This is a genomic window from Guyparkeria sp., assembly GCF_046545975.1.
In the GTDB taxonomy this organism is placed as follows: domain Bacteria; phylum Pseudomonadota; class Gammaproteobacteria; order Halothiobacillales; family Halothiobacillaceae; genus Guyparkeria.
This window is the reverse complement of record NZ_JBKGYT010000018.1, coordinates 1-26,413: the sequence shown is the minus strand read 5'-3', so window position 1 is coordinate 26,413 and position 26,413 is coordinate 1. Positions and strand designations below refer to the sequence as shown.

The following is a 26,413-nucleotide window of genomic DNA, read 5'->3' as shown; positions in this document are numbered from 1 at the left end:
AGTGCCGCAGTGCCGGCAGGGCTGGTCCGTGCGCTCGTAGACGTTCAGCGTCTGGCGAAAGTAGCCGGGGTTGCCCGACGGGGCGAGGAAGTCGCGCAGGGTCGTGCCGCCCTGTTCGATCGCCGCGGCGAGCACCCGGCGGATGGCGGCGGCAAGTGCGTGACACTCGTCGCGGCCAAGGCTCCCAGCCGGGCGGGCCGGGTGGATGCCGGCGAGGAACAGGGCCTCCGAGGCGTAGATGTTGCCCACGCCCACCACGATCCCGGCATTCATGACCGCCTGCTTGACGGCCACGCGCCGGCCGGCGAGTCGCCCGGCGAGATAGTCGCCGTCGAACGTGTCGCCAAGCGGTTCGGGACCGAGCACGGTCAGGCGCTCGTGCGGGGCATCGACGTGGTCGGTGAGCACGGCGCCGAAGCGACGCGGGTCGTGCAGGCGCAGGACCTTGCCGTTGTCGAGAAGCCACTCGACATGGTCGTGCTTGCGCGGGGCATTGGCGGGATCGTCGAGGCGCAGGCTGCCGGACATGCCGAGATGGATCAGCACCCGCTCGCTGCGATCAAGGCACAGAAGCAGGTATTTCGCCCGCCGTTCGACCGCCTCCACCGGCCGTGCCGCCAGGAGGTCGGGCAGATCCTCGCGCACCGGCCAGCGCAGCCGCGGCTCGCGCACGGCGACGCGTTCGATGCGGTGACCGGCGAGATAGGGCTCGATGCCACGGCGGGTGGTCTCGACTTCGGGAAGTTCGGGCATGGCGGGCTCGACATGAGAAAACCCCGCGGGAAGATCCTCGCGGGGTCCGTCAGGGGCCGGTCAAGCGGCTCTCGACCGTCGGGAGACGGCCGGGATCCCTTACTTGATCTTGGCTTCCTTGTAGATGACGTGCTTGCGTACGACCGGGTCGTACTTCTTGATTTCCATCTTTTCCGGCATGTTCCGCTTGTTCTTGTCGGTGGTATAGAAGTGGCCGGTGCCGGCACTGGATACCAGTCGGATCTTGTCACGCATGTCGTTGTAACCTCGAAGAGTTGGGCGGTGTTCAGACCTTCTCGCCGCGGGCACGCATGTCGGCGATCACGGTCTCGATGCCGACCTTGTCGATGGTGCGCAGGCCGTGGCTGGAAACACGCAGGCTGACAAACCGCTGCTCGCTCTCCACCCAGAACCGCTTCTTGTGCAGGTTGGGCAGGAACCGACGCCGGGTCTTGTTGTTCGCGTGCGATACGTTGTTACCGACCGCCGGGCGCTTCCCGGTCACTTGGCAAACTCGGGCCATGATTGTCTCCTGAGCGACTCGTCTGTTTGCGCGCGTACCGAAGTGAGTCTGGCCTTGCAGGCGGCCGGCACGCGGGCGGGTCAATTCAAAGGCCGCGTAGGATAAAAGAACCTCGGCGGCTTGGCAAGCACCGCTTGGATGTCAACCGTCACAGGGGCCAGATCCACAGGATGGCCGGTACCGCGGCTGCCACGACGATCAGCGAGAGGGGGAGGCCCATGCGCCAGTAGTCGCCGAAACGGTAGCCTCCCGGTTCCATCACCAGGGTGTTGGACTGGTGCCCGATCGGGGTAAGGAAGGCGCAGGATGCCCCGATGGCCACGGCCATCAGGAAGGGGTCGGCGGAGGCGTCCATGCCCTGGGCCAGCTGGATCGCCACCGGCGCGGCCAGCAAGGCGGCCGCCGCGTTGTTGACGACGTTCGAGAGCAGCATGACGGTGGTGATCAGGATGGCCAGCATGACCGCCGGTGTCGCCGCGCCTGCCAGGTCCAGTAGCCCATCGGCGATCAGGGCGGAGCCCCCGGTGGTCTCGAGCGCGTGGCCGACGGGCAGCAGGGCGGCGAGCAGGACGATGATGCGCATGTCGATGCTGTCGTAGATTTCCCCCAGCGGGATGAGGCGGGTGAGCACCATGGTCAGGGCGCCCCCGACCAGGCCCATCGCCGCCGGGACGATCTGCAGGGCGACCACCGCCAGGGTCACGAGGAAGATGATGCTGGCCGTCAGGACCCGCCGTGGCCGGGCGATCCGCAGGCCGCGCGATGCCAGCGGCAGGCAGCCCAGCGTGTTCAGGGTCGACTGCAGGGTCTCCTCGCTGCCCTGCAGCAACAGGATGTCGCCCGGGACGAACCGGATCCGGCCGATGCGTTCGCGCAACCGCTTTCCCTGCCGGGCCACCGCCAGGATGTTGACGCCGTGACGCTCGCGGAGGTCTATCCGAGAAGCCGTCTTCCCCACCAGCATCGAACCGGGAGTGATGATCGCCTCCACCAGGGTGAGTTCGCTGCGATCCGGCTTTTCGGACTCCGATGCGTCGTCCGCGTCCTTCTCGCCGTCTTCCGCTTCCTCGTCCTCGTCGCGTGACGGCAGTTCGAGGCCCGTGAGGTCGATGAGCGTCTTCAGGCTGTCCGAATCCGCCTCGACGAGCAGTATGTCGTCGGCTTGCAGGACTTCGTGGGTGGAGGGCACTTCCTTGCGCTTGCCGTTTCGCACCAGCCCCACCACGAGCACGTCCGCATCCTCTCGGACCGCGGCAAGGAGGTCGTAGAGCGAGCGGCCGGTGAACTTGCCGTCCTCCGGCACGTGCAGTTCGGTCAGGTAGGCGGAAATCTCGAACAGTTCGCCGTTGTCGTCCGGGTGGCGGCGCTGCGGCGTCAGTCGCCATCCGACCAGGGCGATGAAGGCCACGCCCACGATGGTGATGGCCAGTCCCACCGGCAGGAAGTCGAACATGGCGAACGCAGCGGTTTCCTCGGCGCGGTAGGCGGCGATTATGATGTTCGGCGGCGTGCCGATCATCGTCAGGGTGCCGCCGAGCAGGGAGCCGAAGGCCAGCGGCATCAGGAGGAAGGAGGGCGAGCGCCCTCCGCGGTGGGCCATCCAGACGGCGACCGGCATGAACAGCGCCAGGGCGCCGACGTTGTTGATGAAGGCCGAGGCGATGGCCACCACGCCGGTCAGGGCGGTGACCTGCATCCAGGGGCGGTCGCCCACTCGGGCGAGCAGACGGCCCAGCGTGTCCACGATGCCGGCGTTGATCAGGCCGCGGCTCAGGACCAGCACGGCGGCCACGGTGACCACGGCCGGGTGGCCGAGGCCGGCGAACATATCGTCGGCCGGCACTAGCCCCGTGACGGCCGCGGCCAGCAATGCGACCAGCGCCACGATGTCGTAACGCCATCGGCCCCAGGCGAACAGGGCCAGCGTGACGGCCAGGATACCGAATATGCCCCATTGTTCGGCGGTCATGGCGGGGCCTCCACGGTGGTCGCCGGGCAGGGTCGGGGTTGGTGGGGACGAGGATGTCTCATGATAGGTTCCAGTCTAGTACGGGTTCCCCCGCCCCCGGGCAGGCGGCCCTCCATCGAGGCACGATGCCCGGTCGGCGCTCTCGGTCGCGGCCTTGAGGAGGCGAGGCATCGGCCCCATGGGTTCCTGGGATGGTTCTGGATCGGAGGATGAGACCGGTGATCCGTTGTGTGCTGTTCGATTTCGGTGGCGTGATTGCCGAGGAGGGATTCCGCCGCGCCCTGGAGGACGCGGCGGGCCGTCACGGCCTGGACCCGAAGGCACTGCTCCGTCATGCCATGGATGCGGTCTACGAGTCCGGCTTCGTGCTCGGTCAGGGCAGCGAGTCGGATTTCTGGCGCGCCCTGCAAGGCAAGATGCCATTCCCGGAGTCGTTCGACTCCTTCCGTGCCGCGGTCATGCGCGGTTTCGTCGTGCGCCCCGAGATGCTTGCCCTGGTCGACGAGCTGCGCTCGCGCGGGATCGTCGTGGCCGTCCTCTCCGACCAGACGCACTGGCTGGACGAGCTCGACCGTCGAGACGGGATCTATCGCCACTTCGACCGCGTGTTCAACAGCTATCACCTCGGCAAGGGCAAGCGCGACCCCAGTCTGTTCCGCGACGTGCTGGACGAACTGGGATGCCGCGCACCCGAGGCGCTGTTCGTCGACGACAGCGAGGCTCACGTGGCGCGTGCCCGGGGCGAGGGCCTGCACGCCATCCACTGTGATCGACCGGCGCCATGCATCCAGGCTGTGCGCCGCGCGGTGGACAGGGAATAGGGAGGGTTCCTGCGCATTACCCCCTGCGGGGGCAATCGCTCGACGATCGTCGACGTCACGTCGCCCCGTTCCCGTGGTCCGCGACATCGGGCGCATGCTGTTCCCACCATGCCGGCAGGTCGGCGATGCTGTCGACCACGGCCGTGGGGTGGATGCCGAGGTCGAGATCGCGTTCTCGGAACTTGCCCGATCGCAGCTGGATGGCCGCGAGCCCGGCCTGCATGGCGGCATCGACATCGCTGCGGATGTCGTCGCCGATCATCACCGCCTCCGGCGCCGCGACCCCCAGCGTTGCCAGTGCCGCGTCGAAGAACCCCCTGCCGGGCTTGCCCATGACCACGGCCTCGATGCCGAGGGCGTATTCCAGCGCCCGGACGAAGGGCCCTGCATCCAGACGGGCGCCATCTTCCGCCTGCCAGTACCGGGTCAGGCCGAGCGCTACCAGCGGCGTGCCGGGATGGTCGAAGATCAGGCGGAAGGCGCGGTTGAGGGTGTCGAAGTCCCAGCCTTCGCCCAAGTCGCCGACGATGACCGCCGCCGCCCGATCGGCACCCGGTGGCGCGAGCGACAGGTCGGTAAACTCATCCCGGGTCCGCTCGGGGACGAAGGCCGCCACCGGGCCATCGACGTGGCGGCTCAGCCAGTCGCAAGCCGCGACCGGTGGCGTGACGATCTCGCCGACGTCGGCCGTGATACCCATGTCGGCGAGCTTCGCCACCAGCGCCTCGCGCGGACGCGACGTGGTATTGGTCAGGAATCGGAACGGAATGCCCCGCTCGCGGCACCAGGCGAGGGTCCGTGCCGCCCCGGGGATCGGGCGCTCGCCCTCGTAGAGAACGCCGTCCATGTCGAAGAGGATCGCTTTCATCGATCGTCACCTCCCGCCTGGGATCGATCCTTGCCGCCGCGCCAGGATGGCGGCCAGCGGCCTTTGCTATGATGGCCGCCCCGCACGGTTTCGCCGTGCGTGCATGGATCGACCCGCAACCCAACGCATGACAGCCAACGACAAGCCTATGCCAAGTCAAGACAAGACGCCGGTGGTCCTTTCCGGCATCCAGCCCTCCGGCCAGTTGCTCATCAGCCACTACGTCGGCGCGATCCGCAACTGGGTGGCCATGCAGGACACGCACGACGCGCTGTTCATGCTGGTCGACCTGCACGCGATCACCGTGCGCCAGGACCCGGCCGAGTTCCGCTCGCGCTGCTACGACTTCCTCGCCCTGTACCTGGCCTGTGGACTCGATCCGGACAAGAGCACGCTGTTCGTCCAGTCGCACGTCCCCGCGCACGCCGAGCTGGGCTGGGTACTCAACTGCTACACCTACATGGGCGAGCTCGAGCGCATGACCCAGTTCAAGGACAAGTCTCAGCGCCACCAGGCCAACATCAACGCCGGCCTGTTCGACTACCCCGTGCTGATGGCCGCCGACATCCTGCTCTACCAGGCCACCCACGTGCCGGTGGGCGCCGACCAGAAGCAGCACCTCGAGCTCACCCGCGATCTCGCCATGCGTTTCAACAAGCTCTACGGCGACATCTTCACCGTGCCCGAGCCGTTCATCCCCAAGGCCGGCGCGCGGGTGATGTCGCTGCAGGACCCGACCGCCAAGATGTCGAAGTCCGACCCCAGCGAGGCCAGCTACGTGGCCCTGCTCGACGAGCCGAAGAAGATCCTCAAGAAGTTCAAGAAGGCGGTCACCGACTCGGACATGGAGATCCGCTTCGACCCGGAGAACAAGCCGGGTGTCTCCAACCTTCTGACGCTCTTGTCGATCTTCGGCGACGAGTCGATCGAGTCGATCGAGAACCGGCTGGCGGGCGAGGGTTACGGCAAGCTCAAGGTCGAGACCGGCGAGGCGGTGATCGCGCATCTCGAGCCGATCACGGCGCGCTACCGCGAAATCCGCGCCGACGAGGCGGGGCTGGACGCCATCCTGGCCAAGGGCGCCGAGCGCGCCGCCGCCCGTGCCCGCCCGACACTCCAGCGCGCCTTCGATGCGCTGGGCTTCCTGCCGCGCCCCGACATCCTCGGCTAGTCCGCGATGCACCCGGAGCGCCGCATCCCGCCGACCGTACGTCACCGCGAGCCGTCCCCGACCCTGCAGCGGGCCCACACGGTCGAGGCGGTCGTCGCCCACGAGCAGGCCCTGTTCGCCGAAGGGGTCGATGCCTACGGCCTGATGGTGCAGGCCGGCACGGCGGCCTTCGAGGTGATGCTCGAGCGGTGGCCGTCGGCTCGCCGGATCGCCGTGCTGGTCGGCCCGGGGCAGAACGGTGGTGACGGGCTGGTGATCGCCCGCCTGGCACGCGAGGCGGGGCTGTCGGTCGACCTGCTCGGCTGGCAGCGACCGGAGTTCACCCGCGGCGCGGCCCGCGCCTGGCAGGCCCTGCGTGAGGGCGTCCCCCGCATGGAGGTGACCGTCGATCCCGAGAGCGTTCGAGCGGCGCTGTCCCGGGCCGACGTGGTGGTCGATGCCCTGTTCGGCATCGGCCTGTCGCGTGCCATCGAGGGGTCTCCGGCACACTTCCTCCGCCGGGTGGCCGAATGCCTTGGCGAGCGGGCGAAGGCGGTGCCGGTCATGGCGGTGGACGCCCCCTCGGGGCTGAACTGCAATACCGCTGCGGTCGACCCGCTGACGCTCCCGGCCGACCTCACGGTCACCTTCCTCGGCGTCAAGCGGGGGCAGGTGACCGGTCCGGGGGTGGCGGCCTGCGGGGAACGGGTGCTGGCGGACCTCGGCTTCCCGATCGCCGGCGCCACTCCGAACTCGGTACGCCTGCTCCACGGCGGGTGGTCCCTCGCCCCGCGGCGGCCCGATGGCCACAAGGGTACCTACGGCACGGTGCTGGTGGTCGCCGGCAATCGCGGCATGCCGGGTGCCGCTCGGCTGGCCGCCGAGGCGGCCCTGCGCCTCGGGGCGGGCAAGGTGATCGTCGCGACCCACCCGGATCACGCCGCCACCCTGAACGTCGGACGCCCTGAACTGATCGTTCATGGCGTGTCTCGCGGCGACGATCTGCGCGCGCTGCTCGAGCAGTCGACGGCGGTCGTGGTCGGGCCGGGCCTCGGTCGCGACGCCTGGAGCGAGGCGATGTGGGACGGCCTGCACCAGGGTCGCCTCCCCATGGTGATCGACGCCGACGGCCTGGGGCTGCTCGAACCGGGCGCGCTGTCCGGCCGCGAGGCGGTCATTACGCCGCATCCGGGCGAGGCCGCTGCGTTGCTGGGCTGCCGTGTCTGGGAGGTCAACGATGATCGTTACGCTGCCGCCCGACGGTTGGCCGATCGCTACGGGGCGATGGTGCTGCTCAAGGGGGCGGGAAGCGTGGTGGCCGGCGAGTCGGAGTCGGCGGTCTGCCTGCGCGGCAGTCCGTCGCTGGCGACGGCGGGAAGCGGGGATGTGCTCTCCGGCCTGATCTCGGCCCTGCTCGCCATGGGGCTCCCGTTGCGCGAGGCGGTCGAAGGTGCCGTCGCCCTGCACGCCACCGCGGGCGAGATCGAGGCAAGGGCCCGTGGCACCTGGGGGCTCGCGGCGCTTGACCTGCTCGAGCCGGTGCGGGACCTGGCCAACGGCCAGCGTGAGCCCGGCGGGGTGACCATTCGCTGCGTTTCGTCCGCTGGCCCGGAGGTGGGGTGGTGATCCCGGAGAACGGTGACGAGACCCGGGTCCATGCCCGCCTGGACCAACCGGCGGTCGAGGACCTCGCCGCTCGGCTGGCGGCAGTGGCCCCGGCGGCGGGCATCCTGTCGCTCGAAGGGGATCTGGGCGCCGGCAAGTCGACCTTCGCGCGGGCATTCCTCCGCTCGCTCGGGGTGACCGGCACCATCCGCAGTCCGACCTACACGCTGGTCGAGCCGTATGCGATCGACCGTCCCGGGGCGCCGACGCAGGTGCTGCACCTTGATCTCTACCGGCTCGGTGATCCCGAGGAGCTCGACTACCTCGGCGTGCGCGACGAACTGGACCACAGCCTGCTGCTCATCGAGTGGCTGGAGAAGGCCTGCGGCAGCCTTCCCGCTGATCTGGGCCTGTCCTTGCGGGGCGATGTCTCCGATCCGGATCGTCGCGATCTGGTCTTCGACCCGCTCACGCACCTTGGCCGGGACTGGCTCCGGCGCGCCGGACTGGGCACCGACTGACCTCGAGCCACCCGCCCGCGCCCGTTCTGTTGTTCTTTCTCAACAGCCCCGGAAGCACAACATGTTGTGGTTTCCTGTCTCATGTCGCGCGACATGTTGCAAGCTCATACCTCGTATCCGGTTTAGCAGTCGACGCTATCTGCTTGCATTTGTTGAAAAAATCCCAGTTTGTCGCAAACTGTAGGTAGTCGTTCGTGGGTGCGTTTCTGGGCCGCGGTGCCGGAGGTGGAGCATGAAAAAGCCAACTCAGTCTGATTATGCCCTCAGGGTCATGGTCGATGTCGAGCGCCGGCGTTTCCTGCAGGCGGCCTTCGGCACGGGTCTGGCTGCCTCCGGTCTGGCGTTCGCTCACCCGGTCCTGGCGGGACGGAGCGTGTCCGTCTCCAGTGCCAAGGCGGCTCGCCACGAGGAATTCACCCGCTACGTGTTCCGCATCTCGGAGCCGGTGGATTTCGAGACACTGCTGCTAGACGATCCCTTGCGCGCGGTCGTCGACGTGCGCGGGACCAAGCTGGGCGAGGCCTCCCTGCCCGTCGTTTCCGGCTCCCCCGTGGTCGAGCGGGTGCGGGCCGGGGTGCGCAACGGGACGGACCTCCGGCTGGTGTTCGACCTCAAGAAGCGCACGCGGCCGCAGATCATCATCCTTCCGCCAACCGAGGACAGCGATCATCGGCTGGTGATCGACCTGCCGCATGGAGGTGGAGGCGAGGCCACGGTGGCGAAGCGGGAGGAGCTGCCCAGCCGCAGATCCACCCTGCAATCGGGTTCCGCCGGGTTCCGTGACCTGGTGGTGGCAATCGATCCGGGGCATGGCGGCAAGGATCCGGGTGCCATCGGTCGGCGAGGCACGCGGGAGAAGGACATCGTGCTGAACATCGGTCTGCAGCTGCGTGACCTGATCGAGGCCACGCCCGGGCTGCGTCCCGTGATGACGCGGGAGGACGACCGCTACATCAACCTGCGCGAACGCACCCAGATCGCCCGTCGACACGATGCGGACCTGTTCATTTCCGTGCACGCCGATGCCTTCCGCCTCGCCTCGGCCAAGGGGGCGTCGGTCTACTGCCTGAGCCAGAACGGGGCGAGTTCGGAGGCGGCCCGCTGGCTGGCGGCCAAGGAGAACAGCGCGGACTTCGTCGGCGGGGCCTCGTTGTCCGGTCACGACGAGGACGTGGCCTCGGTCCTGCTGGACCTGGCCCAGACCAAGACCCTCGAGAGCAGCCTCGATTTCGGCGACCGTGTCCTCAGGCGGCTTGGCGGCGTTGCCCGCCTGCACAAGAAGGAGGTCCAGCAGGCCGGTTTCGCCGTCCTGAAGTCCCCTGATATTCCCTCGATCCTGGTCGAGAGTGCTTTCATCAGCAATCCCGACGAGGAACGGCGGCTCCGCTCGGCGAGCTACCAGCGCGAGGTCGCCCAGTCGGTTCTCGAAGGGGTCAACAGCTTCTACACGGCCCATGCCCCGCAGGGCACACGCTACGCGATGCTCTGACCCGGTGCTTGTCTCGGCGTGACGCGGCGGGCGACAATGCCCGTTTTGTGCCGCAGAGATCTCATGCCTGAAATTCGTGCGTTGCCACAGTCGCTGGTCAACCAGATCGCTGCCGGCGAGGTCGTCGAGCGCCCGGCCAGCGTGATCAAGGAGCTGGTGGAAAACGCGCTGGACGCTGGCGCCGATCGCATCGAGGTGCAGGTGGTCGCCGGCGGCGTGAAGCAGCTTTCCGTCCGTGACAACGGTCACGGCATGCCCCCCGAGCAAATGCCGCTGGCCCTCGCGCCGCACGCCACCAGCAAGATCCGCGATCTCGACGACCTCGAGGCGGTGGCCAGTCTCGGCTTCCGCGGCGAGGCGCTGGCGAGTATCCAGTCGATCTCTCGCCTGCGCCTGGTCTCGCGGACGGCCGACGCGGAGCACGGCTGGGAACTGGAGGCGGGCACCGACGACGAGCCGCGCCCCACCCCGGCCAGACCGGGCACCCTGGTGGACGTTCGCGACCTGTTCTTCAACGTCCCCGCGCGGCGCAAGTTCCTGCGCACCGAGCGCACGGAGTTCGGGCACATCGACCAGTTGCTCCGCCGGCTGGCGCTGGCCAATCCGCGGGTCTCGTTTTCCCTGGTGCACAACGGTCGAGGCGTGCTCGACCTCCCTGCCGTCGAGGCGGACGATCTCGATCGGCGCATCGCCTCGACACTGGGACGCGGTTTTCTCGACCAGGCACGGGAGATCGATGCCGCGGCGTCCGGCCTTGCCCTGCGCGGGCTGGTGGCCAGTCCGCAGTACGCCCGCTCCTCGACCGACCAGCAGCTGTTCTTCGTCAACGGCCGCGTGGTGCGCGACCGGTTGATCGCCCACGCGGTCCGACGGGCCTATGCCGACGTGCTGCACCAGGCCCGCCATCCGGCCTACGTACTCTCCCTCTGGCTCGACCCGACCGCCGTAGACGTGAACGTGCACCCGACCAAGGCCGAGGTGCGCTTTCGCGATGCGCGCGGCATCCACGACTTCCTGTTCCAGGCGGTTCACCGGGCGCTGGCCGCCCCGGCTGCCGGGCGAGGTGACAGGCAGGACGGGGCAGGGCCATCCGTGCCGGTGACTGATGCCGGCCGACCGCCGGCCGATCCGGCCAGGGGAGGGTACGCGGGGCCGGGGCGCCCGGCCGTGCCGGCGCCGGGCGGGTCCGGCCAGGCCTACCTGGCCCTGCTTCGACAGGGGCAGGTGGGCGGATCGCCGGCAGGCGCGCCTGCCGAGGTGCGTGAGCCGTCGCCGACCGAGGACGACACCCCGCCGCTGGGTTATGCCGTGGCCCATCTCGGCGGGGTCTACGTCCTGGCGCAGAATCGCGAGGGCCTGGTGATCGTGGACGCCCATGCGGCGGCCGAGCGTGTCACCTACGAACGCCTCAAGGAAAAGTATCGCCAACAGGGCCTCGGCGGCGCGCCCCTGCTGCTGCCGGTCGACCTGCATGTCTCGCCGGGCGAGGCGGATGCCTTCGAGGATTTCCGCGACGTGTTCGCTGCCGCCGGCGTGGTGCTCGACCGGGTCGGCCCGGAGCGGGTGCGGGTGCGCGAGGTGCCCGTGATGCTGCGCGAGGCCGACATCGAGTCGCTGGTGCGCGAGATGCTTGCCGAGCTCCGGCAGGTGCCGCTGGCACCGGATGCCGCGCGCTCGTCGGTGATCGACGAGCACATCGACGAGATCCTGTCGACCATGGCCTGCCACGGGTCGGTGCGCGCGAACCGACGGCTGGGCATCGAGGAGATGAACGCCCTGCTGCGCGACATGGAGCGCACCGAGCGCAGTGACCAGTGCAACCATGGGCGGCCGACCTGGCGGATCCTCTCCATGCAGGAGCTGGATCGCTGGTTCATGCGGGGGCAGTGACGGTGGTCGAGGCGGACAGCGGGCACCTGCCGATCGTGGCCATCGCCGGGCCCACGGCCTCCGGCAAGACCGCGATGGCCATGCGCCTGGCCGACCGGCTTTCCGTGTCGATCATTTCCGTGGACTCGGTGATGATCTACCGGGGCATGGACATCGGCTCCGCCAAGCCGTCCCCCGACTTGCTCGCGCGCTATCCGCACGCCCTGGTGGATATCTGTGATCCGGCGGAGACCTACAGCGTCGAGCGCTTTTGCAACGATGCCCTGGCGGCTATCGCCAAGGCCCGTGCCGCCGGTCGCCTGCCGCTGCTGGTCGGCGGCACCATGATGTACTTCCAGGCCCTGTTCCAGGGGCTTTCCCGGCTGCCCGCCAGTGACCCGGCCATCCGCAAGCGCCTTGCCGCCGAGGCGGCCCGGACCGGCTGGCCGGCGCTGCACCGGCGCCTGGCCGAGGTCGACCCGGTGGCCGCCCGGCGCATTCATGCCACGGATCCACAACGCATCGGGCGGGCGCTGGAAGTCTACCTGGGCACGGGAAAGAGCCTTACCGACTGGCAGCGGGAAAATCCGCCGCGTTCGCCTCTCGTCGGCGAGCGTTGCCTGCAGGTGGCGCTGTGGCCGCCGAGCACGGCGCACACTCGCCGGGCAGTGGCCGACCGTTTCGATGCCATGCTGGAAGCCGGCCTGGTCGACGAGGTGCGCCGTCTGTTCGAGCGTGGTGACCTCGATCCGGGTCTGCCCGCCGTGCGCGCGGTCGGCTATCGACAGGTCTGGGGCTACCTGGCCGGGGACTACGGCTTCGACGAGATGCGCAGCCGGGCAATCACCGCCACCCGTCAGCTGGCCAAGCGGCAGCGCACCTGGTTGCGCTCGGCGCCCGGCTGGCAGGCGCACGACGCCGAGGCCACGGTAGAAGTCGAATCCCTCATAATGAACTTTGTTGCCGCAAACGAATCCTGAATGGGGTGGGCTGTCCCACCGGCGGGCAGCCGTGCCGCGTATTCCGTGTGCCGTCGCTGTCGAGGCACTACACTCGGTCATTGAATTGACTGCGCAAGGCCCCATAACCCTGGCGTGGCTTCGAGTCCGTCCCTGTCGGGACGTGCCGACTGCCGGTCACCGGGCACCTGCCGGGCCTTGCTGGCGTCCGTGTTTCCGGTGGCGACAGTGACGCATCCGGGTATTCCAGGCCGCCCGAGAACGGCCGCCGTGTCGATCGAATCGACCGGATAATCAACAAAAGAGGACGAACCATGGCCAAAAGCCAGTCATTGCAGGAACCCTTTCTCAACACTTTGCGCCGGGAGCACATCCCGGTGTCCATCTACCTGCGCAACGGCATCAAGCTGCAGGGCCAGATCGATTCGTTCGACAACTTCGTCGTGCTGCTCAAGAACAACGGCAGCCAGCTGGTCTACAAGCACGCCATCAGCACGATCGTGCCGACCCGCCCGGTGAACCTCGACATCGCGCCGCAGGGCAACGAGGGTAGCGACGCCTCCTGATGGAATTCTTCGAACGTCACGAGGGCGGCGAGCGCGCGGTGCTTCTGCACGTCGAGCGGCGTGCCGCCGACTCGAGCGAGGACCTGGCCGAGTTTCGCGAACTGGTCCACTCGGCCGGGGCCGAGATCCTCGACGAGAGCGTGGTCAATCGGCAGAGTCCCGATCCGCGCCTGTTCATCGGCAAGGGCAAGGCCGAGGAGCTCGCCGAGCAGGTCGCCGCCCTTGATGCCGAACTGGTCATCGTCAACGCCCAGCTGTCGCCTTCCCAGGAGCGCAATCTCGAGGCGCTGCTCAAGTGCCGGGTGCTCGATCGGACCGGGCTGATCCTCGACATCTTCGCCCAGCGGGCGCGCTCGCACGAGGGCAAGCTGCAGGTCGAACTGGCGCAGCTGTCGCACCTCTCCACGCGGCTGGTCCGTGGCTGGACCCACCTGGAACGTCAGCGGGGCGGGTCGATCGGGCTGCGCGGGCCCGGCGAGACCCAGCTGGAGATGGACCGCCGGCTGCTCGGCGGCCGGATCAAGCAGCTCAAGGAACGGATTGCCCGGGTTCGCCGGCAGCGCGCCGAGGGGCGCAAGGGGCGGCAGCAGTCCGACGTGCCCACCGTGGCCCTGGTCGGTTACACCAACGCGGGCAAGTCCACGCTGTTCAATGTGCTGACCACCTCGGAGGCCTTCGCCGCCAACCAGCTGTTCGCCACGCTCGATACCACGCTACGGCGGGTGGAGCTGAACCCGCAGCTGACGGTGGTGTTCGCCGACACGGTCGGTTTCATCCGTCACCTCCCGCACGAGCTGGTCTCCGCGTTCCGCTCGACCTTGGAGGAGACCCTGGAGGCGGACCTTCTGCTGCACGTGGTCGACGCCGCCTCGCCGGAGCGGGATCGCCAGATCGAGGACGTGGACACCGTGCTCGAGGAAATCGGCGCCGGCGAGATGCCTCGCCTGACCGTGATGAACAAGATCGACCGCCTGGACGACCAGGACGTGCGGGTGGACCGGGATGCGAACGGCCTGCCCAGCCGGGTGTGGGTCTCGGCGAAGGAGGGGCTCGGGCTCGAGGCCCTGCGCGAGGCCCTGGTCGAGCGCGTCGAGCCGACGGGGGTGCGTCACCGGCTGTTCATCCCGATGGCGGAAGGTCGTTTCTATGCCCTGCTTCAGGGCGAGGGGGCGGTCGCCACCGAGGAGTGCGACCAGTCCGGCTGGCATCTGGATATCACCCTGCCGGCCGCCCGCTGGGGGCAACTGCTCAAGCAGGAGCCGCGGCTGGGAACGTTCGTGCTCGACCCGCCGGCCGAGCGGTCGCCCGAGCCCTGGGAGGCCGCACTCGCGTCGCGGGATTGAGCGGAATGCCTGTTGCGGTCGATCGCCGCGAACACTACACTCTTGCGTTGCCTTTCGTCGCGTCGGGTTCGGTGATGCCGTGCCCGGCGAGAGAGCGGACAGGATCTGCTCGAAGAATCGAAACGAATGCCAACGCCTGCCGGGTTCTCCGGCAGGTCATCACTCTGGAGTATGCCCATGGCCTGGAACGAGCCAGGTGGCGGTAAGGATCCCTGGTCGAACCCCCGCGGCCGGGGCGGCAAGCCGCCCAACATCGATGACGCCCTCGACCGACTGAAGGATCGCTTCGGCGGCGGCATGGGTGGTCCCGGTGGCAACAAGGGGATCCTGGCCATCATCGTGATCGTGATCGTCGGCTGGCTGCTTTCGGGCATCTACATCGTCGACGAGGGCAAGCGCGGTGTCGTGCTGACCTTCGGCAAGTACACGAGCACTGCCGGTCCGGGCCCGCACTGGCACCCGCCGTATCCGATCTCCGACGTGGTCACGGTCAACGTCGACGAGTATCGGGATCGCGAGATGAGCATGACCGTGCTGACCAACGACGAGAACATCGTCGAACTGGATCTCGCCAGTCAGTTCACCGTGCGGGATCCGATGAAGTTCCTGTTCAACGTCCGCGATCCGAACAGTACGCTTCAGGACGTCATGCAGAGCGCGATCCGCGAGGTCGTGGGCAGCAGTCGCATGGACTACGTGCTCACCGACGGGCGGGTCGAGATCGTCGACGCGGTGCGCACGCGCATGCAGGAGCTGCTCGAGTCCTACCAGACCGGTCTGACCGTCCGTTCGGTCAACCTGCAGGACGTGCAGCCGCCGGAGCCGGTCCAGCCGGCATTCGAGGATGCCATCCGGGCCCGTGAGGACGAGCAGCGTTACATCAACGAGGCGCTGGCCTATGCCAACCAGGTGGTGCCGCGCGCCCGTGGTGACGCGGCCCAGATCCTCGAGCAGGCCAAGGGCTATCGCTCCCGCGTGATCAACCAGGCCGATGGTGAGACCGCACGTTTCGATGCGTTGCTGGAGTCCTACCGGATCGCGCCGTCGATCACTCGCGAGCGCATCTATATCGACACGCTCGGCGAGATCTACGCCAAGGGCAACAAGATCGTGGTCGACCCGGACAATGCCGAGAACATCCTGAACCTCCCGTCCGGCACGAAGGGCAGTGCCGTGCAGGACGACGATCTGCGCACCGGCGCGCCGATGGCCGTACCGTCGCTGTCGACCGGCGTGACGTCCGGCGGTGAGTCGGGTGGCTCCAACAACAACCGTTCCGGTCTGCGTACGAGGGGGTCCGAATGAACTGGGTGACGCGCCTGCTGCTGCCGATCATCGTCGTGGTCGTGTTTCTCTACGCGACAGCGACTTTCCAGGTGGCCGAATACCAGGAGGGCGTGAAGTTCCGCCTCGGTGAGATCGTCGAGACGGACTTCGAGCCCGGGCTGCACTTCAAGCTGCCATTCATCAACTCGGTGCGCCTGTTCGATACGCGGGTCCTCTCGCTGTCCACGCCGCCGGAACGGTTTCTGACCAGCGAGAAGAAGAACCTGATCGTCGACTACTACATCAAGTGGCGTATCACGGACCCGACCGATTTCTATCGGTCGACCCGAGGCCGCGAGGAGGTCGCCGAGAGCCGCCTCAACCAGATCGTCAAGGACAGCATGAAGAGCCAGATCTCCAGCCGGACCATCGCCGAGGTGGTGTCGGGTGATCGTGATCTGTTCATGCGCAACGTCATCGAGACCACCAACGAGGATATTTCCGGCCTGGGCCTGGAAATCGTCGATGTGCGGATCATGCGGATCGAGCTGCCCGAGGAAGTCCGGGAGTCGGTCTACTCGCGCATGGAGAAGGAGCGCTCGACGGTCGCCAAGGCCATCCGTTCGCGCGGCGAGGAGCAGGCCAAGCGCATCAGTTCGGATGCCGATCGTCAGCGGGTGGTCATCCTGTCGGAGGCCGAACGTGAGGCCGACGAGCTCCGAGGCGAGGGGGATGCCGAGGCGGCCCGCGTCTATGCCGATTCCTATGGTCAGGACGAGGAGTTCTTCTCCTTCTATCGCAGCATCCAGGCCTACGGCAAGGCGTTCGACCACGGCGGTGACACCTTCGTGCTCAGCCCGGAAAGCCCGTTCTTCCAGTACTTCCACTCGGCGAACGGCACCCGGGACAAGGATGAGGCGGACGGCGCCGGCGCGTCCTTGCCGGCCCGCTGAGCCGACGGGGCATGATGGACGACCTGCTGCGGATACTCGGGCTGGTGCTGATCATCGAGGCCCTGCTGCCGTTCATCAGCCCGCGCGCCTACCGGCAGGCGGTGGCGCAGATCGCGCTCACGCCGGATGGGCGCATGCGAGGTATCGCGTTCGTCATCCTGCTCTTGGGGCTGGCGCTCTGGGTCTGGGGCTGATCGTCCCGCCTTCGCTCGGACACAGCGGCCAGTTCCACCTGTCCCGTCCGCTTTCGGGGCGGGGCAGGTGACTCCCGTATCCCGGCCCGGGTGTAGCCCGGGCTGGGGTTTTTTCTGTCCGGCGTTTACACTGTGCCCGCCTTGCCCGGCGCATCGTCCCGGGTGGCGGACCTTTCGTGCCAGCCGCAACGCATTTTGGCACTTACCGAAACAAGTCGTGACCAGCAAGCTAATGAGTAATCAGTCTCCCTGGATCCTGCCGGCGGGCATCGACGAAATACTTCCCGCGCAGGCCCGTCGGGTCGAGCGGGTCCGTTCGGCCATGCTCGCGGTCTTCGATCGCTGGGGTTACGACCTCGTGATCCCGCCGATGGTGGAGTTCATCGACACCCTGCTGGTCGGGACGGGCGAGGACCTGGACCTGGAAACCCTCAAGGTCACCGACGGCCTTTCCGGACGCCAGCTGGGCGTGCGGGCCGACATGACCCCGCAGGTCGCCCGGATGGATGCGCACAGCCTGCCCCCGGTTGCCGAGCGCCGTCTGTGCTACATCGGGACCGTCATCCGCGGCAAGACCGACGGTCTCGGCGGATCGCGGGCGCCCATGCAGGTCGGCGCCGAACTGTTCGGCAGCGATGCTCCGGAAGCCGATGTCGAGATGATCTCGCTGATGGTCGAGGCGCTCAGGGTCGGCGGTTGCAACCGGCTGACGCTCGATGTCGGCCACGTCGGTATCTATCGCTCCCTGGTGCGCGCCGGCGGTCTGAACGAGGCCCGGGAAGATCGCCTGCGCGACGCCCTGACCCGCAAGGCCGTCACGGAAATACGCGAGCTTGTGGCGGGCTGGGACCTGCCGAGCGAGCTGGCCCAGGGTATCGAGGCACTGTGCGATCTGCACGGGCCCTGGCAGGAGACGCTGGGCGCGGCCGAACAGATGCTCGAGCCGCTGCTGGACGACGAGGGGCTGGAGTCGCTGCAGCGCCTTGCCGTGGTGGCCCGGGCGGTCGAGGGGCGGGTCGGGAACGACGTGCTCGTCGACCTGAGCGAACTGCACGGCTACCACTACCAGACCGGCCTGGTCTACGCGGCCTACTCGCCGCGCATGGGTCGGGAGATCGCGCGCGGCGGTCGCTATAACGACATCGGGCAGGTATTCGGTCGGTCGCGGCCGGCACTGGGCTTCTCGCTGGACCTGCGTGATCTGCTCGAGGTGGGCGAGGCGGAAGAGCCGGCCGAGCCTCGCACGGTCTACGCACCGGCGCGGCTGAACGACACATCGCTGGATCGGGTCGTGGCCCGGCTGCGCGATCAAGGGTATCGAGTGATTACCACCACGGCGGAGATCCCGGCAGACGAGGCACGCCTCGTCCCCGCCTCGAACGGGAATGAACAAACTTGGCAGTTGATGGGTGAATAGGACCATGGGCAAGAGTGTGGTCGTGCTCGGCTCTCAGTGGGGCGACGAGGGCAAGGGCAAGGTGGTCGACCTGCTGACGGAGAACGTCGGCGCGGTCGTCCGGTTCCAGGGCGGTCACAACGCGGGGCATACCCTCGTGATCGACGGCGAGAAGACGGTGCTGCACCTGATCCCCTCCGGGATCCTGCGCGAGGGCACCCGTTGCCTGATCGGCAACGGGGTGGTGCTCGCTCCCGACGCGCTGATCGAGGAGATCGAGTCGCTGGAGAGCCGTGGCGTGCCGGCCTCCGACAGGCTGATGCTCTCCGAGGCCTGCCCGCTGATCCTGCCGCACCACGTCGCGCTGGACAAGGCACGCGAACATGCCCGCGGCGAGCAGAAGATCGGCACCACCGGTCGGGGCATCGGTCCGGCCTACGAGGACAAGGTCGCCCGCCGCGGCATCCGCCTCGAGGACATCTTTCACCGTGAGCGGCTGGCCGCGAAGCTCGGCGAGGTGCTCGACTACCACAACTTCGTGCTGCGTCAGTACTTCGGCGCCGAGCCGATCGACTTCCAGCAGACCCTCGATCGGCTGATCGCCCAGGCGGAGATCCTCGCGCCGATGGTCGGCGACGTCCCGGGGACGCTGGCGCGGATGCGCGCGGAGGGCATCAATCTGATGTTCGAGGGCGCGCAGGGCACGTTGCTCGACATCGATCACGGCACCTATCCGTACGTGACCTCGTCGAACACGACCGCCGGCGGCGCCTCCACCGGCAGTGGCGTCGGTCCGCTCGAGCTCGACTACGTGCTCGGCATCACCAAGGCGTACACCACGCGGGTCGGTGGCGGTCCGTTCCCCACCGAACTCGAGGACGAGATCGGCGAGCGGCTGGCCAAGCGAGGCCACGAGTTCGGCTCGACCACCGGTCGCGCGCGCCGTTGCGGCTGGTTCGATGCGGTCGCCATGCGCCGCGCGGTGCAGATCAACAGCCTGTCCGGGCTTTGCCTGACCAAGCTCGACGTGCTCGACGGCATGGAAACCGTGCAGATCTGCATCGGCTACGAGATCGATGGCCAGCGCATCGAGAGCGCGCCGTTCTCCGCCGACACCTATTCGCGCTGTGTGCCGATCTACGAATCCATGCCCGGCTGGCAGGACAGCACGGTGGGCGTGAAGAAGCTCGACGGGCTGCCGCAGGCCGCGCGGGACTACATCCGCCGGATCGAGGAACTGACCGGGGTGCCGGTCGACCTGATCTCGACCGGTCCGGACCGCGAGGAAACCATCGTCCTGCGGGACCCGTACACGGCCTGACCGGCCTGCCGGACCACCGGTTTGCCCGCCGGTGACGAAATCGGCGGGACACAGGTCTTTATTTTTCCGCAGAAATCCGTAAAATCGCGCCACTTGAATTTCCAAGTGCTGCGAGATCGGTCGTATTGCCGGCCGGCGTCGTCCGGCGACGCAGTCTGGCAGTCACAATCCAACAGGAATCGATAAGCGTTATGGTCAAGATTCGTCTGGCTCGTACTGGTGCCAAAAAGAAGCCCTTCTACCACGTAGTCGTCACCGACAAGCGCAATGCCCGTGACAGCGGCTCCTACGTCGAGCGTCTCGGGTTCTTCAACCCGGTGGCCCGTGGCAAGGAAGAGCGCCTGCGCCTGGACCTCGACCGCCTTGCCTTCTGGCAGGAGCGCGGGGCCCAGACCAGCGAGCGTGTGGCTTCCCTGGTCCGCCAGAGCAAGAAGCAGCAGGCCACGGCAGCCGCCGAGTAAGGCGTGGCCGAGTCGGCAGGTCCGGTCGATCCGGTAGTCATCGCCCAGCTGGGCCGTCCCTACGGCATCAAGGGCTGGGTGTGGCTGCAGGTGTTCACCCGGCCGGTCGAGAACATCGAGCGGTACCGTGACGTCTACCTGCGACCGCCGCAGGGCGAAGGGCGGGCGGCACGGATAGAAAAGCTGTCGGTGACCCCCAAGGGAGTCGCCGCCAAGTTCGCCTCGGTCGACGACCGCACCGCGGCGGAACAGCTGGGGCGGGCGGAAGTCGTGGTGGGGCGTGACGCCCTGCCGCCGCCCGGTCCGGAAGAGTACTACTGGCGCGACCTGGTCGGTTGCGAGGTGGTGCACACGAACGGCCAAGTGCTCGGCACCGTCCGTGAGCTGATGGAAACGGGCGCGAACGACGTGCTCGTGGTCCGGGGCGATCGGGAGCGGTTGATCCCGTTCCTGCCGGATGACGTCATCTTGACGGTGGACCTGGACGCGCGCCGGATCGAGGTCGACTGGGACCCGGACTTCTGATGCAGATATCGGTGGTGACCCTGTTCCCCGAACTGGTGGACGCGGGGAACCGCTGCGGCATGGTCCGGTCGGCCATCGAGAAGGCCAGCCTCGCGGTGCGGGGCTACAACCCGCGCGACTGGTCCGCGGACCGCAATCGCCGGGTGGACGACCGTCCCTTCGGCGGTGGTCCCGGGATGCTCCTGCAGCCCGGCCCGATATGCGGCGCGATCGATGCCGCCGTGTCGGAGTCGGAGGGGGAGCCGCGGGTGGTCGCGCTGTCGCCTCAGGGCAGGCGGCTCGATCGACACGTGATCGCCGACTGGGCGGAGCGCCGGCAGCCCCTGGTGCTGGTCTGCGGCCGATACGAGGGCTTCGACCAGCGCATCCTCGATTCCCGGGTGGACGAGGAGTACTCGCTGGGGGACCTGGTCCTGTCCGGCGGGGAGCTGGCCGCGATGGTGGTCATTGACGCGATCGCCCGGCGCCTGCCCGGCGTGGTGGGGGATGCTCAGTCGGTCGTGGAGGATTCTTTCGAGGCCGACCGTCTGGATCACCCGCACTACACGCGCCCCCCGGAGTGGGAAGGGCGCGGGATCCCCGGGGTGCTCACCAGCGGCGACCACCGGCGGATTGCCGCGTGGCGGGCCGAGCAGGCCATGCTGACGACGGCCCGGCGAAGGCCGGACTTGTTTACGAAACACGGGCCCACCGCGGACGAGCGGGCGGCACTGGAAAGACACTGGCTCGGGGATACAGATGCCCCCCGGGCCAGGGATAGAACACGCGATTGATAACAGGTGGCGGAAAATGAGCGAGATCATCAAGAAAATCGAAGCTGAGCAAATGAGCCGCGAGGTGCCGGAGTTCGGCCCCGGCGACACGGTCACGGTCGACGTCCGGGTCAAGGAAGGCGACCGCGAACGTCTGCAGGCGTTCGAAGGCGTGGTCATCGCCAAGCGCAACCGCGGCCTGAACTCCTCGTTCACGGTACGCAAGATCTCCTACGGCGAGGGTCTGGAGCGCGTCTTCCAGACCTACAGCCCGGCGATCGCCTCGATCAAGGTCAAGCGCCGCGGTGATGTCCGTCGTGCCAAGCTCTACTACCTGCGTGGTCGTACCGGCAAGGCCGCTCGTATCCGCGAGCGCCTGGGCTGAACCTGCCCCGTTCGACGAAACGAACCCCCGCACCTTCGGTGACGGGGGTTTCGCTTTTTCCGGGGGAGCGTTTCCGGTGATGATCTGCATGCCGAGCAAGGCCCCGTGAGACCCCGGTGGATCGTCGGCATCGACGGCTGTCCCGGTGGCTGGGTGGCCGTGGCGCAACGCGCAAGGCCTGCGCGGTCTGCCGAGCTGCGAGCGGTGGTTGCCCCGGGGCTCGATACCTTGCTTGCCACGTTCGATGCGGTCGACGTCGCGGGTGTCGACATGCCCATCGGCCTGTCGGACAGCGTGCCACGGCACTGTGACCAGTTGGCGCGTCAGCGGCTCGGGGCACGCGCCTCCTCGGTCTTTCCCGCCCCGTTGCGGCCCGCCCTGGCGGCCGCTACGCATGCCGAGGCGTCCGACCTTTCCCGTGAGGTGGGCGGAAAGGGGATTTCCGCGCAGGCCTGGCATCTCTTCGATCGTGTCCGCGAGCTCGACGAATTGCTGAGCGAGCGGAACGAATGGCGCGACCGACTGGTCGAGGTTCACCCCGAACTCTCCTTTCTTGCGCTGAACGGCGGCAAGCCGCTGCCGGCCTCCAAGCACCGCATCGACGGCATCTACCGTCGCCGCGAATTGATCGCCGGGGCTTTCGGCATGGCGGCGATCCGGTCCGTCGTCTCTCAGCTGGCCGGTACCCGGGCCAAGGAAGACGACATGCTGGACGCCTTTGCCGTGCTCTGGAGCGCGGAACGCGCGGCAGCCGGCAAGGGCGAGAGCCTGCCGCCGGACCCACCCCGGGACGGGCGCGGGCTGCCGATGCGGATCGTGTTCTGACCTTGAATTCGGGCGACCCGCCCCCATCTCCAGCGAGTCGACGCGGGCCCAGCGTTAGCGCCGGGCTCGCCTGAAACAACCCGAACGAAAAACCTGGCGACAACACGGAGAACCGCTTCCATGAGTCAAGCCCAGACGCATGCCTTCCAGACCGAGGTGAAGCAGCTGCTTCGCCTGATGATCCACTCGCTGTACTCCAACCCGGAGGTGTTCCTCCGCGAGCTGATCTCGAATGCCTCGGATGCCTGCGACAAGCTGCGCTTCGAGGCGCTGGCCGACGACGGCCTGTACGAGAACGACAAGGACCTGCGGGTGCGAGTGTCCTTCGACAGCGAGGCCAGGACCGTCACCATCGACGACAACGGTATCGGCATGAACCACGAGGAGGTGGTCGAGCACATCGGCACCATCGCCCACTCGGGCACCAAGGCCTTCCTCGAGCAGCTCGAGGCGGACAAGCAGAAGGATGCCAACCAGATCGGCCAGTTCGGCGTGGGCTTCTACTCGGCGTTCATCGTCGCCGATCACGTCGAGCTGACCACGCGTCGCGCCGGCGTCGGTGCCGAGCACGGCGTGCGCTGGACCTCCACCGGCGAGGGCGAGTACACCATCGAGACGGTCGAGAAGCCCGAGCGCGGCACGCGTATCGTGCTGCACCTGCGCGAGGACCAGCAGGAGTTCGCCGACGATTTCCGCCTGCGCTCGGTGATCCGCAAGTACTCCGACCACATCAACTTCCCCGTGCAGATGTGGGTGCCGCCGAAGACCGAGAAGGACGAGGAGGGCAACGAGACCGAGACCCCGGGACGCTGGGAGACCGTCAACGATGCCAACGCCCTGTGGACCCGACCGAAGAGCGAGATCACGGACGAGGAATACACCGAGTTCTACAAGCACGTCTCGCACGACTGGGAGCCGCCGCTGGCCTGGGCGCACAACCAGGTCGAGGGCAAGGTCGAGTACACCTCGCTGCTCTACATCCCCAAGCGGGCGCCGTTCGACCTGTTCGAGCCCGAGCAGAGCCATGGGGTCAAGCTGTACGTCAAGCGCGTGTTCATCATGGACGACGCCGACAAGCTGATGCCGCGCTACCTGCGCTTCGTGCGCGGGGTGATCGACTCGGCCGACCTGCCGCTGAACGTCTCGCGCGAGATCCTGCAGTCCAACCGCGTGCTCGACACCATTCGCTCGGGGTCGGTCAAGCGCGTGCTCTCGCTGCTCGAGCAGATGGCCAGGAACGAAACCGAGAAGTACGCCGAGTTCTGGAAGACCTTCGGTCGCGTGCTCAAGGAGGGCGTCGGCGAGGACTTCGCCAACAAGGAGAAGATCGCCGGCCTGTTGCGCTTTGCCTCCACCAAGGGCGAGGGTGATGAGGAGACCGTTTCGCTGGCCGACTACATCGAGCGGATGCCCGAGGACCAGGACGAGATCTACTACATCATCGCCGATTCCTACCAGGCGGCCCTGGCCTCGCCGCACCTCGAGATCTTCCGCAAGAAGGGACTGGAGGTGCTGCTGCTCTCCGACCGCGTCGACGAATGGCTGATGGCGCACCTGACCGAGTTCGACGGCAAGACCCTGAAGTCGGTCACCAAGGCGAAGATCGACGTCGACGAGGAGGAAGAGAAGGAGTCGGAAGAGGAGAAGTCCGAGCACGAGGCGCTGATCAATCGGCTCAAGGAGACCCTCGGAGACCGGGTCAAGGACGTGCGTCGCTCCCACCGGCTGGTGGAGTCCCCGGCCTGCCTGGTCACCGACGAGGACCAGATGAGCCTGCACCTGCAGCGCCTGCTCGAGCAGGCCGGCCAGGAAGTCCCGGAGGTGCGCCCGATCCTCGAGGTCAACCCGGACCACCGCCTGCTCAAGCAGGCCGAGTCGGAGTCGGACCAGGAGCGATTCGCCGACATCGCCCATGTGCTGTTCGGCCAGGCCGCGTTGGCCGAGGGCGGCAAGCTGGCCGATTCGGCCGACTTCGTCAGCCGGCTGAACCGTTTGCTCGCCTGATGGTCTGACTGGCGGGCAGGCCTGCAGGAGAAACGACACCCCGGCGCCGCCGGGGTTTTTTTGCGCACCTGTCGCCCACGGACGTCGTGCTGGCGATATTGGCTGTTTTTATCCCATCACAGGCGTGCGATAATTAAAGGATTTACCGCTTGGGTTCATACGATCTTGGTTCAGCAACGCACACTCAGAAACACCATTCGCGCCACGGGGATCGGTCTGCATACCGGCGAACAGGTGCGACTGACGCTCAAGCCCGCGGCCGTGGACGCAGGCATCGTCTTCCATCGGGTCGATCTGGGCCCTGATGCCCTGATTCCGGGGCATGCCTTCAACGTGGGTGAAACCCAGCTCTCCACCACGCTGGTCAAGGACGGCGTGAAGATCTCCACCGTCGAGCATCTGATGTCCGCGCTCGCCGGCTTGGGCATCGACAACTGCCTGGTCGAGATCGATGGCCCGGAAATGCCGATCATGGACGGCAGTGCCAGCCCCTTCGTGTTCCTGATCCAGTCCGCGGGTATCGAGGAGCAGGACGCGCCCAAGCGCTTCATCCGCATCCTCCAGCCGGTGGAGGTCGTCGACGGCGACCGCTGGGTGCGCTTCGACCCGCACGAGGGATTCCGCGTCGCCATGTCGATCGATTTCAACCACCCGGTGCTGGACAGGTCCGCGCGGCTGGCCGAGATCGACTTCTCCTCGACCACCTTCGTCAAGGAGGTGTCCCGCGCGCGCACCTTCGGCTTCATGAGCGACCTGGAGATGATGCGCTCGCGCAACCTCGCCCTCGGTGGCTCGGTGGACAACGCGATCGTGGTCGGCGAGGAGCAGATCCTCAACGAGGACGGCCTGCGCTACGGCGACGAGTTCGTCAAGCACAAGATCCTCGACGCGATCGGTGACCTCTACCTGCTCGGCTGCAGCGTGATCGGCAGTTTCACCGGGCACAAGTCCGGTCATGCGCTCAACAACCAGCTGCTGCGTGCCCTCCTGGTGAACAAGGAGGCCTACGAGGTGGTGACCTTCGAGCACGAGGATCCGCCTCCGGTTTCCTTCTCGCGGCCGGCGGCGCAGGTCGCCGAGTGAGAACGGCTGCAGGCTTGTTGACCGGCCCGGGCATGCGCCCCGGGCCGTTTGCGTTCGGGGCGTGCCGAGGTGTGCCACCGGGGTTGTCGGCCGGGCGATGGTGTTGTGCCTGCCGGTGGACAGCACCGACGATTTGCGCAAGACTGACCCGGTAGCGCCCGACAGGCAGGTCGGGCCGGGAGATCGGCACGAGGTGTCGACAAGGGAGCGCATGACAAGGGAGTGTGGCATGGACTACATGCACCGTATGGGCAGCCTGCTCGGGCTGCGCAAGGCAAGGGAGCGTCGTCGGCGACGCCGTATCGAGGCGTCGCGGGGCATCCAGATCCTCGTGATCGACGATTCCATGACGGTCGTCAAGGTGCTGAGCCGGATGTTCAGCCAGAACGACTTCGAACCGCTCGGCGCGCGCAGTGCCGAGGAAGGACTGGAGATGGCGCGGAAGGTCCGCCCGGACCTGATCTTCCTCGACATCATCCTTCCCGGCATGAACGGTTTCGCCGCCCTCCGGCGGCTGCGGCGTGACCCGGCCACGGCGGACATCCCCATCATCATGATCAGCGGTGACGAGCAGTCCATGGCGCGGATGGTGCTCGACCGCATGGGATCGGACGATTTCATGAAGAAGCCATTCGGTCGCGCCGAGGTGTTCACCCGTATCGAGCGACTGGTGCTCAAGGGTCGCCTGCCCGCCAGGGCGCGTCCATCGTCCATGGACATGCATGCCGGCTGAGACGCGCGGCAGCGCGGACATCGCGCGATCCGGCCATTGAGTGACCATGCCACCCATTACCGCCTGATACGCGCGGTCG

General features: G+C 67.5%; 27 protein-coding genes. 22 read left to right on the top strand and 5 right to left on the bottom strand.

Annotated features, from left to right (window positions below; all coding sequences use genetic code 11):
* The 4 genes from mutM to ACLFMY_RS03135 all read right to left on the bottom strand — a co-directional run.
* On the bottom strand, positions 1-753 hold a 753-nt coding region (gene mutM, locus ACLFMY_RS03150), incomplete at its 3' end, for a bifunctional DNA-formamidopyrimidine glycosylase/DNA-(apurinic or apyrimidinic site) lyase (RefSeq protein WP_410763091.1).
* Positions 754-852: 99 nt separating this feature from the next.
* Complete coding sequence (rpmG, locus tag ACLFMY_RS03145) at positions 853-1,008, bottom strand: 50S ribosomal protein L33 (protein WP_068473563.1); 156 nt, start codon at positions 1,006-1,008, stop codon at positions 853-855.
* A 31-nt stretch (positions 1,009-1,039) separates the two neighbouring features.
* Complete coding sequence (gene rpmB / locus ACLFMY_RS03140) at positions 1,040-1,276, bottom strand: 50S ribosomal protein L28 (RefSeq protein WP_410763090.1); 237 nt, start codon at positions 1,274-1,276, stop codon at positions 1,040-1,042.
* A gap of 148 nt (positions 1,277-1,424) precedes the next feature.
* Positions 1,425-3,245 (bottom strand): SLC13 family permease, encoded by a 1,821-nt coding sequence (locus ACLFMY_RS03135; RefSeq protein ID WP_410763089.1) that lies wholly within the window; start codon positions 3,243-3,245, stop codon positions 1,425-1,427.
* Between the two features lie 209 nt (positions 3,246-3,454).
* Between ACLFMY_RS03135 and ACLFMY_RS03130 the strand changes: the two genes are divergently transcribed.
* Positions 3,455-4,066 (top strand): HAD family hydrolase, encoded by a 612-nt coding sequence (locus ACLFMY_RS03130; RefSeq protein WP_410763088.1) that lies wholly within the window; start codon positions 3,455-3,457, stop codon positions 4,064-4,066.
* 55 nt (positions 4,067-4,121) lie between these two features.
* Here ACLFMY_RS03130 and ACLFMY_RS03125 read toward each other — a convergent pair whose 3' ends face one another.
* On the bottom strand, positions 4,122-4,934 hold the full coding sequence (locus ACLFMY_RS03125) for a TIGR01458 family HAD-type hydrolase (protein ID WP_410763087.1): 813 nt from the start codon (positions 4,932-4,934) through the stop codon (positions 4,122-4,124).
* A 148-nt stretch (positions 4,935-5,082) separates the two neighbouring features.
* On the opposite strand from ACLFMY_RS03125, the gene trpS reads away from it, so the two are divergent.
* From trpS to ACLFMY_RS03020, 21 genes are all read left to right on the top strand, one after another.
* A complete protein-coding gene (gene trpS / locus ACLFMY_RS03120; RefSeq protein WP_410763086.1) occupies positions 5,083-6,105 on the top strand; it encodes a tryptophan--tRNA ligase in 1,023 nt (340 codons plus the stop codon).
* A gap of 6 nt (positions 6,106-6,111) precedes the next feature.
* Positions 6,112-7,710: an NAD(P)H-hydrate dehydratase gene (locus ACLFMY_RS03115; protein WP_410763085.1), complete on the top strand. Its 1,599-nt coding sequence runs from the start codon at positions 6,112-6,114 to the stop codon at positions 7,708-7,710.
* Positions 7,707-8,210, top strand: coding sequence for a tRNA (adenosine(37)-N6)-threonylcarbamoyltransferase complex ATPase subunit type 1 TsaE (tsaE, locus tag ACLFMY_RS03110; RefSeq protein WP_410763084.1), 504 nt, complete (start codon positions 7,707-7,709; stop codon positions 8,208-8,210). The genes ACLFMY_RS03115 and tsaE overlap by 4 nt, the downstream gene beginning before the upstream one ends.
* Before the next feature lie 232 nt (positions 8,211-8,442).
* Positions 8,443-9,699 carry an N-acetylmuramoyl-L-alanine amidase gene (locus ACLFMY_RS03105; protein ID WP_410763083.1) on the top strand — a complete coding sequence of 419 codons (1,257 nt, stop codon included), beginning with the start codon at positions 8,443-8,445 and terminating at the stop codon, positions 9,697-9,699.
* A gap of 63 nt (positions 9,700-9,762) precedes the next feature.
* Complete coding sequence (gene mutL, locus ACLFMY_RS03100) at positions 9,763-11,589, top strand: DNA mismatch repair endonuclease MutL (protein WP_410763081.1); 1,827 nt, start codon at positions 9,763-9,765, stop codon at positions 11,587-11,589.
* Positions 11,586-12,548 carry a tRNA (adenosine(37)-N6)-dimethylallyltransferase MiaA gene (miaA, locus tag ACLFMY_RS03095; protein WP_410763080.1) on the top strand — a complete coding sequence of 321 codons (963 nt, stop codon included), beginning with the start codon at positions 11,586-11,588 and terminating at the stop codon, positions 12,546-12,548. Before mutL ends, miaA begins: the two co-directional genes overlap by 4 nt.
* Before the next feature lie 293 nt (positions 12,549-12,841).
* A complete protein-coding gene (gene hfq, locus ACLFMY_RS03090; RefSeq protein ID WP_410763079.1) occupies positions 12,842-13,093 on the top strand; it encodes an RNA chaperone Hfq in 252 nt (83 codons plus the stop codon).
* Complete coding sequence (hflX, locus tag ACLFMY_RS03085) at positions 13,093-14,436, top strand: ribosome rescue GTPase HflX (protein ID WP_410763078.1); 1,344 nt, start codon at positions 13,093-13,095, stop codon at positions 14,434-14,436. Before hfq ends, hflX begins: the two co-directional genes overlap by 1 nt.
* A 177-nt stretch (positions 14,437-14,613) precedes the next feature.
* The gene (gene hflK / locus ACLFMY_RS03080) at positions 14,614-15,741 is read left to right on the top strand and encodes an FtsH protease activity modulator HflK (RefSeq protein WP_410763077.1); all 1,128 of its coding nucleotides are present in this window, start codon (positions 14,614-14,616) and stop codon (positions 15,739-15,741) included.
* Positions 15,738-16,655 carry a protease modulator HflC gene (gene hflC / locus ACLFMY_RS03075; RefSeq protein ID WP_410763076.1) on the top strand — a complete coding sequence of 306 codons (918 nt, stop codon included), beginning with the start codon at positions 15,738-15,740 and terminating at the stop codon, positions 16,653-16,655. Before hflK ends, hflC begins: the two co-directional genes overlap by 4 nt.
* A gap of 11 nt (positions 16,656-16,666) precedes the next feature.
* Positions 16,667-16,849 carry a DUF2065 domain-containing protein gene (locus ACLFMY_RS03070; RefSeq protein WP_410763075.1) on the top strand — a complete coding sequence of 61 codons (183 nt, stop codon included), beginning with the start codon at positions 16,667-16,669 and terminating at the stop codon, positions 16,847-16,849.
* A 232-nt stretch (positions 16,850-17,081) separates the two neighbouring features.
* Positions 17,082-18,266 (top strand): ATP phosphoribosyltransferase regulatory subunit, encoded by a 1,185-nt coding sequence (locus ACLFMY_RS03065; protein WP_410763074.1) that lies wholly within the window; start codon positions 17,082-17,084, stop codon positions 18,264-18,266.
* A 4-nt stretch (positions 18,267-18,270) separates the two neighbouring features.
* Positions 18,271-19,566 carry an adenylosuccinate synthase gene (locus ACLFMY_RS03060; protein ID WP_410763072.1) on the top strand — a complete coding sequence of 432 codons (1,296 nt, stop codon included), beginning with the start codon at positions 18,271-18,273 and terminating at the stop codon, positions 19,564-19,566.
* Positions 19,567-19,757: 191 nt separating this feature from the next.
* Positions 19,758-20,027, top strand: a complete 270-nt coding sequence (gene rpsP / locus ACLFMY_RS03055) for a 30S ribosomal protein S16 (RefSeq protein ID WP_372591296.1) — start codon at positions 19,758-19,760, stop codon at positions 20,025-20,027.
* Between the two features lie 3 nt (positions 20,028-20,030).
* Positions 20,031-20,552, top strand: coding sequence for a ribosome maturation factor RimM (gene rimM / locus ACLFMY_RS03050; protein WP_410763071.1), 522 nt, complete (start codon positions 20,031-20,033; stop codon positions 20,550-20,552).
* A complete protein-coding gene (gene trmD / locus ACLFMY_RS03045) occupies positions 20,552-21,325 on the top strand; it encodes a tRNA (guanosine(37)-N1)-methyltransferase TrmD (protein ID WP_410763070.1) in 774 nt (257 codons plus the stop codon). Before rimM ends, trmD begins: the two co-directional genes overlap by 1 nt.
* Positions 21,326-21,341: 16 nt before the next feature.
* Complete coding sequence (rplS, locus tag ACLFMY_RS03040) at positions 21,342-21,689, top strand: 50S ribosomal protein L19 (RefSeq protein ID WP_410763068.1); 348 nt, start codon at positions 21,342-21,344, stop codon at positions 21,687-21,689.
* 105 nt (positions 21,690-21,794) lie between these two features.
* Positions 21,795-22,514 carry a DUF429 domain-containing protein gene (locus tag ACLFMY_RS03035; protein WP_410763066.1) on the top strand — a complete coding sequence of 240 codons (720 nt, stop codon included), beginning with the start codon at positions 21,795-21,797 and terminating at the stop codon, positions 22,512-22,514.
* Positions 22,515-22,634: 120 nt separating this feature from the next.
* Positions 22,635-24,518 carry a molecular chaperone HtpG gene (htpG, locus tag ACLFMY_RS03030; RefSeq protein ID WP_410763065.1) on the top strand — a complete coding sequence of 628 codons (1,884 nt, stop codon included), beginning with the start codon at positions 22,635-22,637 and terminating at the stop codon, positions 24,516-24,518.
* Positions 24,519-24,683: 165 nt separating this feature from the next.
* Positions 24,684-25,601, top strand: coding sequence for a UDP-3-O-acyl-N-acetylglucosamine deacetylase (gene lpxC, locus ACLFMY_RS03025; protein ID WP_410763064.1), 918 nt, complete (start codon positions 24,684-24,686; stop codon positions 25,599-25,601).
* A 229-nt stretch (positions 25,602-25,830) separates the two neighbouring features.
* Entirely contained in the window at positions 25,831-26,334 is a 504-nt protein-coding gene (locus tag ACLFMY_RS03020) for a response regulator (protein ID WP_410763063.1), read from the top strand.
* Positions 26,335-26,413 lie beyond the last annotated feature (79 nt).

Excerpts from the sequence above, each read along its gene's own strand:
- ACLFMY_RS03115 (WP_410763085.1), top strand. The coding sequence starts at position 6,112 with ATGCACCCGGAGCGCCGCATCCCGCCGACCGTACGTCACCGCGAGCCG.
- mutL (WP_410763081.1), top strand. The coding sequence starts at position 9,763 with ATGCCTGAAATTCGTGCGTTGCCACAGTCGCTGGTCAACCAGATCGCT.
- ACLFMY_RS03070 (WP_410763075.1), top strand. The coding sequence starts at position 16,667 with ATGATGGACGACCTGCTGCGGATACTCGGGCTGGTGCTGATCATCGAG.
- ACLFMY_RS03135 (WP_410763089.1), bottom strand. The coding sequence starts at position 3,245 with ATGACCGCCGAACAATGGGGCATATTCGGTATCCTGGCCGTCACGCTG.
- trmD (WP_410763070.1), top strand. The coding sequence starts at position 20,552 with ATGCAGATATCGGTGGTGACCCTGTTCCCCGAACTGGTGGACGCGGGG.
- ACLFMY_RS03065 (WP_410763074.1), top strand. The coding sequence starts at position 17,082 with ATGAGTAATCAGTCTCCCTGGATCCTGCCGGCGGGCATCGACGAAATA.
- ACLFMY_RS03020 (WP_410763063.1), top strand. The coding sequence starts at position 25,831 with ATGGACTACATGCACCGTATGGGCAGCCTGCTCGGGCTGCGCAAGGCA.
- htpG (WP_410763065.1), top strand. The coding sequence starts at position 22,635 with ATGAGTCAAGCCCAGACGCATGCCTTCCAGACCGAGGTGAAGCAGCTG.
- ACLFMY_RS03125 (WP_410763087.1), bottom strand. The coding sequence starts at position 4,934 with ATGAAAGCGATCCTCTTCGACATGGACGGCGTTCTCTACGAGGGCGAG.
- ACLFMY_RS03130 (WP_410763088.1), top strand. The coding sequence starts at position 3,455 with ATGAGACCGGTGATCCGTTGTGTGCTGTTCGATTTCGGTGGCGTGATT.
- hfq (WP_410763079.1), top strand. The coding sequence starts at position 12,842 with ATGGCCAAAAGCCAGTCATTGCAGGAACCCTTTCTCAACACTTTGCGC.
- ACLFMY_RS03105 (WP_410763083.1), top strand. The coding sequence starts at position 8,443 with ATGAAAAAGCCAACTCAGTCTGATTATGCCCTCAGGGTCATGGTCGAT.
- rpsP (WP_372591296.1), top strand. The coding sequence starts at position 19,758 with ATGGTCAAGATTCGTCTGGCTCGTACTGGTGCCAAAAAGAAGCCCTTC.
- rpmB (WP_410763090.1), bottom strand. The coding sequence starts at position 1,276 with ATGGCCCGAGTTTGCCAAGTGACCGGGAAGCGCCCGGCGGTCGGTAAC.
- rpmG (WP_068473563.1), bottom strand. The coding sequence starts at position 1,008 with ATGCGTGACAAGATCCGACTGGTATCCAGTGCCGGCACCGGCCACTTC.
- rplS (WP_410763068.1), top strand. The coding sequence starts at position 21,342 with ATGAGCGAGATCATCAAGAAAATCGAAGCTGAGCAAATGAGCCGCGAG.
- hflK (WP_410763077.1), top strand. The coding sequence starts at position 14,614 with ATGGCCTGGAACGAGCCAGGTGGCGGTAAGGATCCCTGGTCGAACCCC.
- trpS (WP_410763086.1), top strand. The coding sequence starts at position 5,083 with ATGCCAAGTCAAGACAAGACGCCGGTGGTCCTTTCCGGCATCCAGCCC.
- hflX (WP_410763078.1), top strand. The coding sequence starts at position 13,093 with ATGGAATTCTTCGAACGTCACGAGGGCGGCGAGCGCGCGGTGCTTCTG.
- hflC (WP_410763076.1), top strand. The coding sequence starts at position 15,738 with ATGAACTGGGTGACGCGCCTGCTGCTGCCGATCATCGTCGTGGTCGTG.
- ACLFMY_RS03060 (WP_410763072.1), top strand. The coding sequence starts at position 18,271 with ATGGGCAAGAGTGTGGTCGTGCTCGGCTCTCAGTGGGGCGACGAGGGC.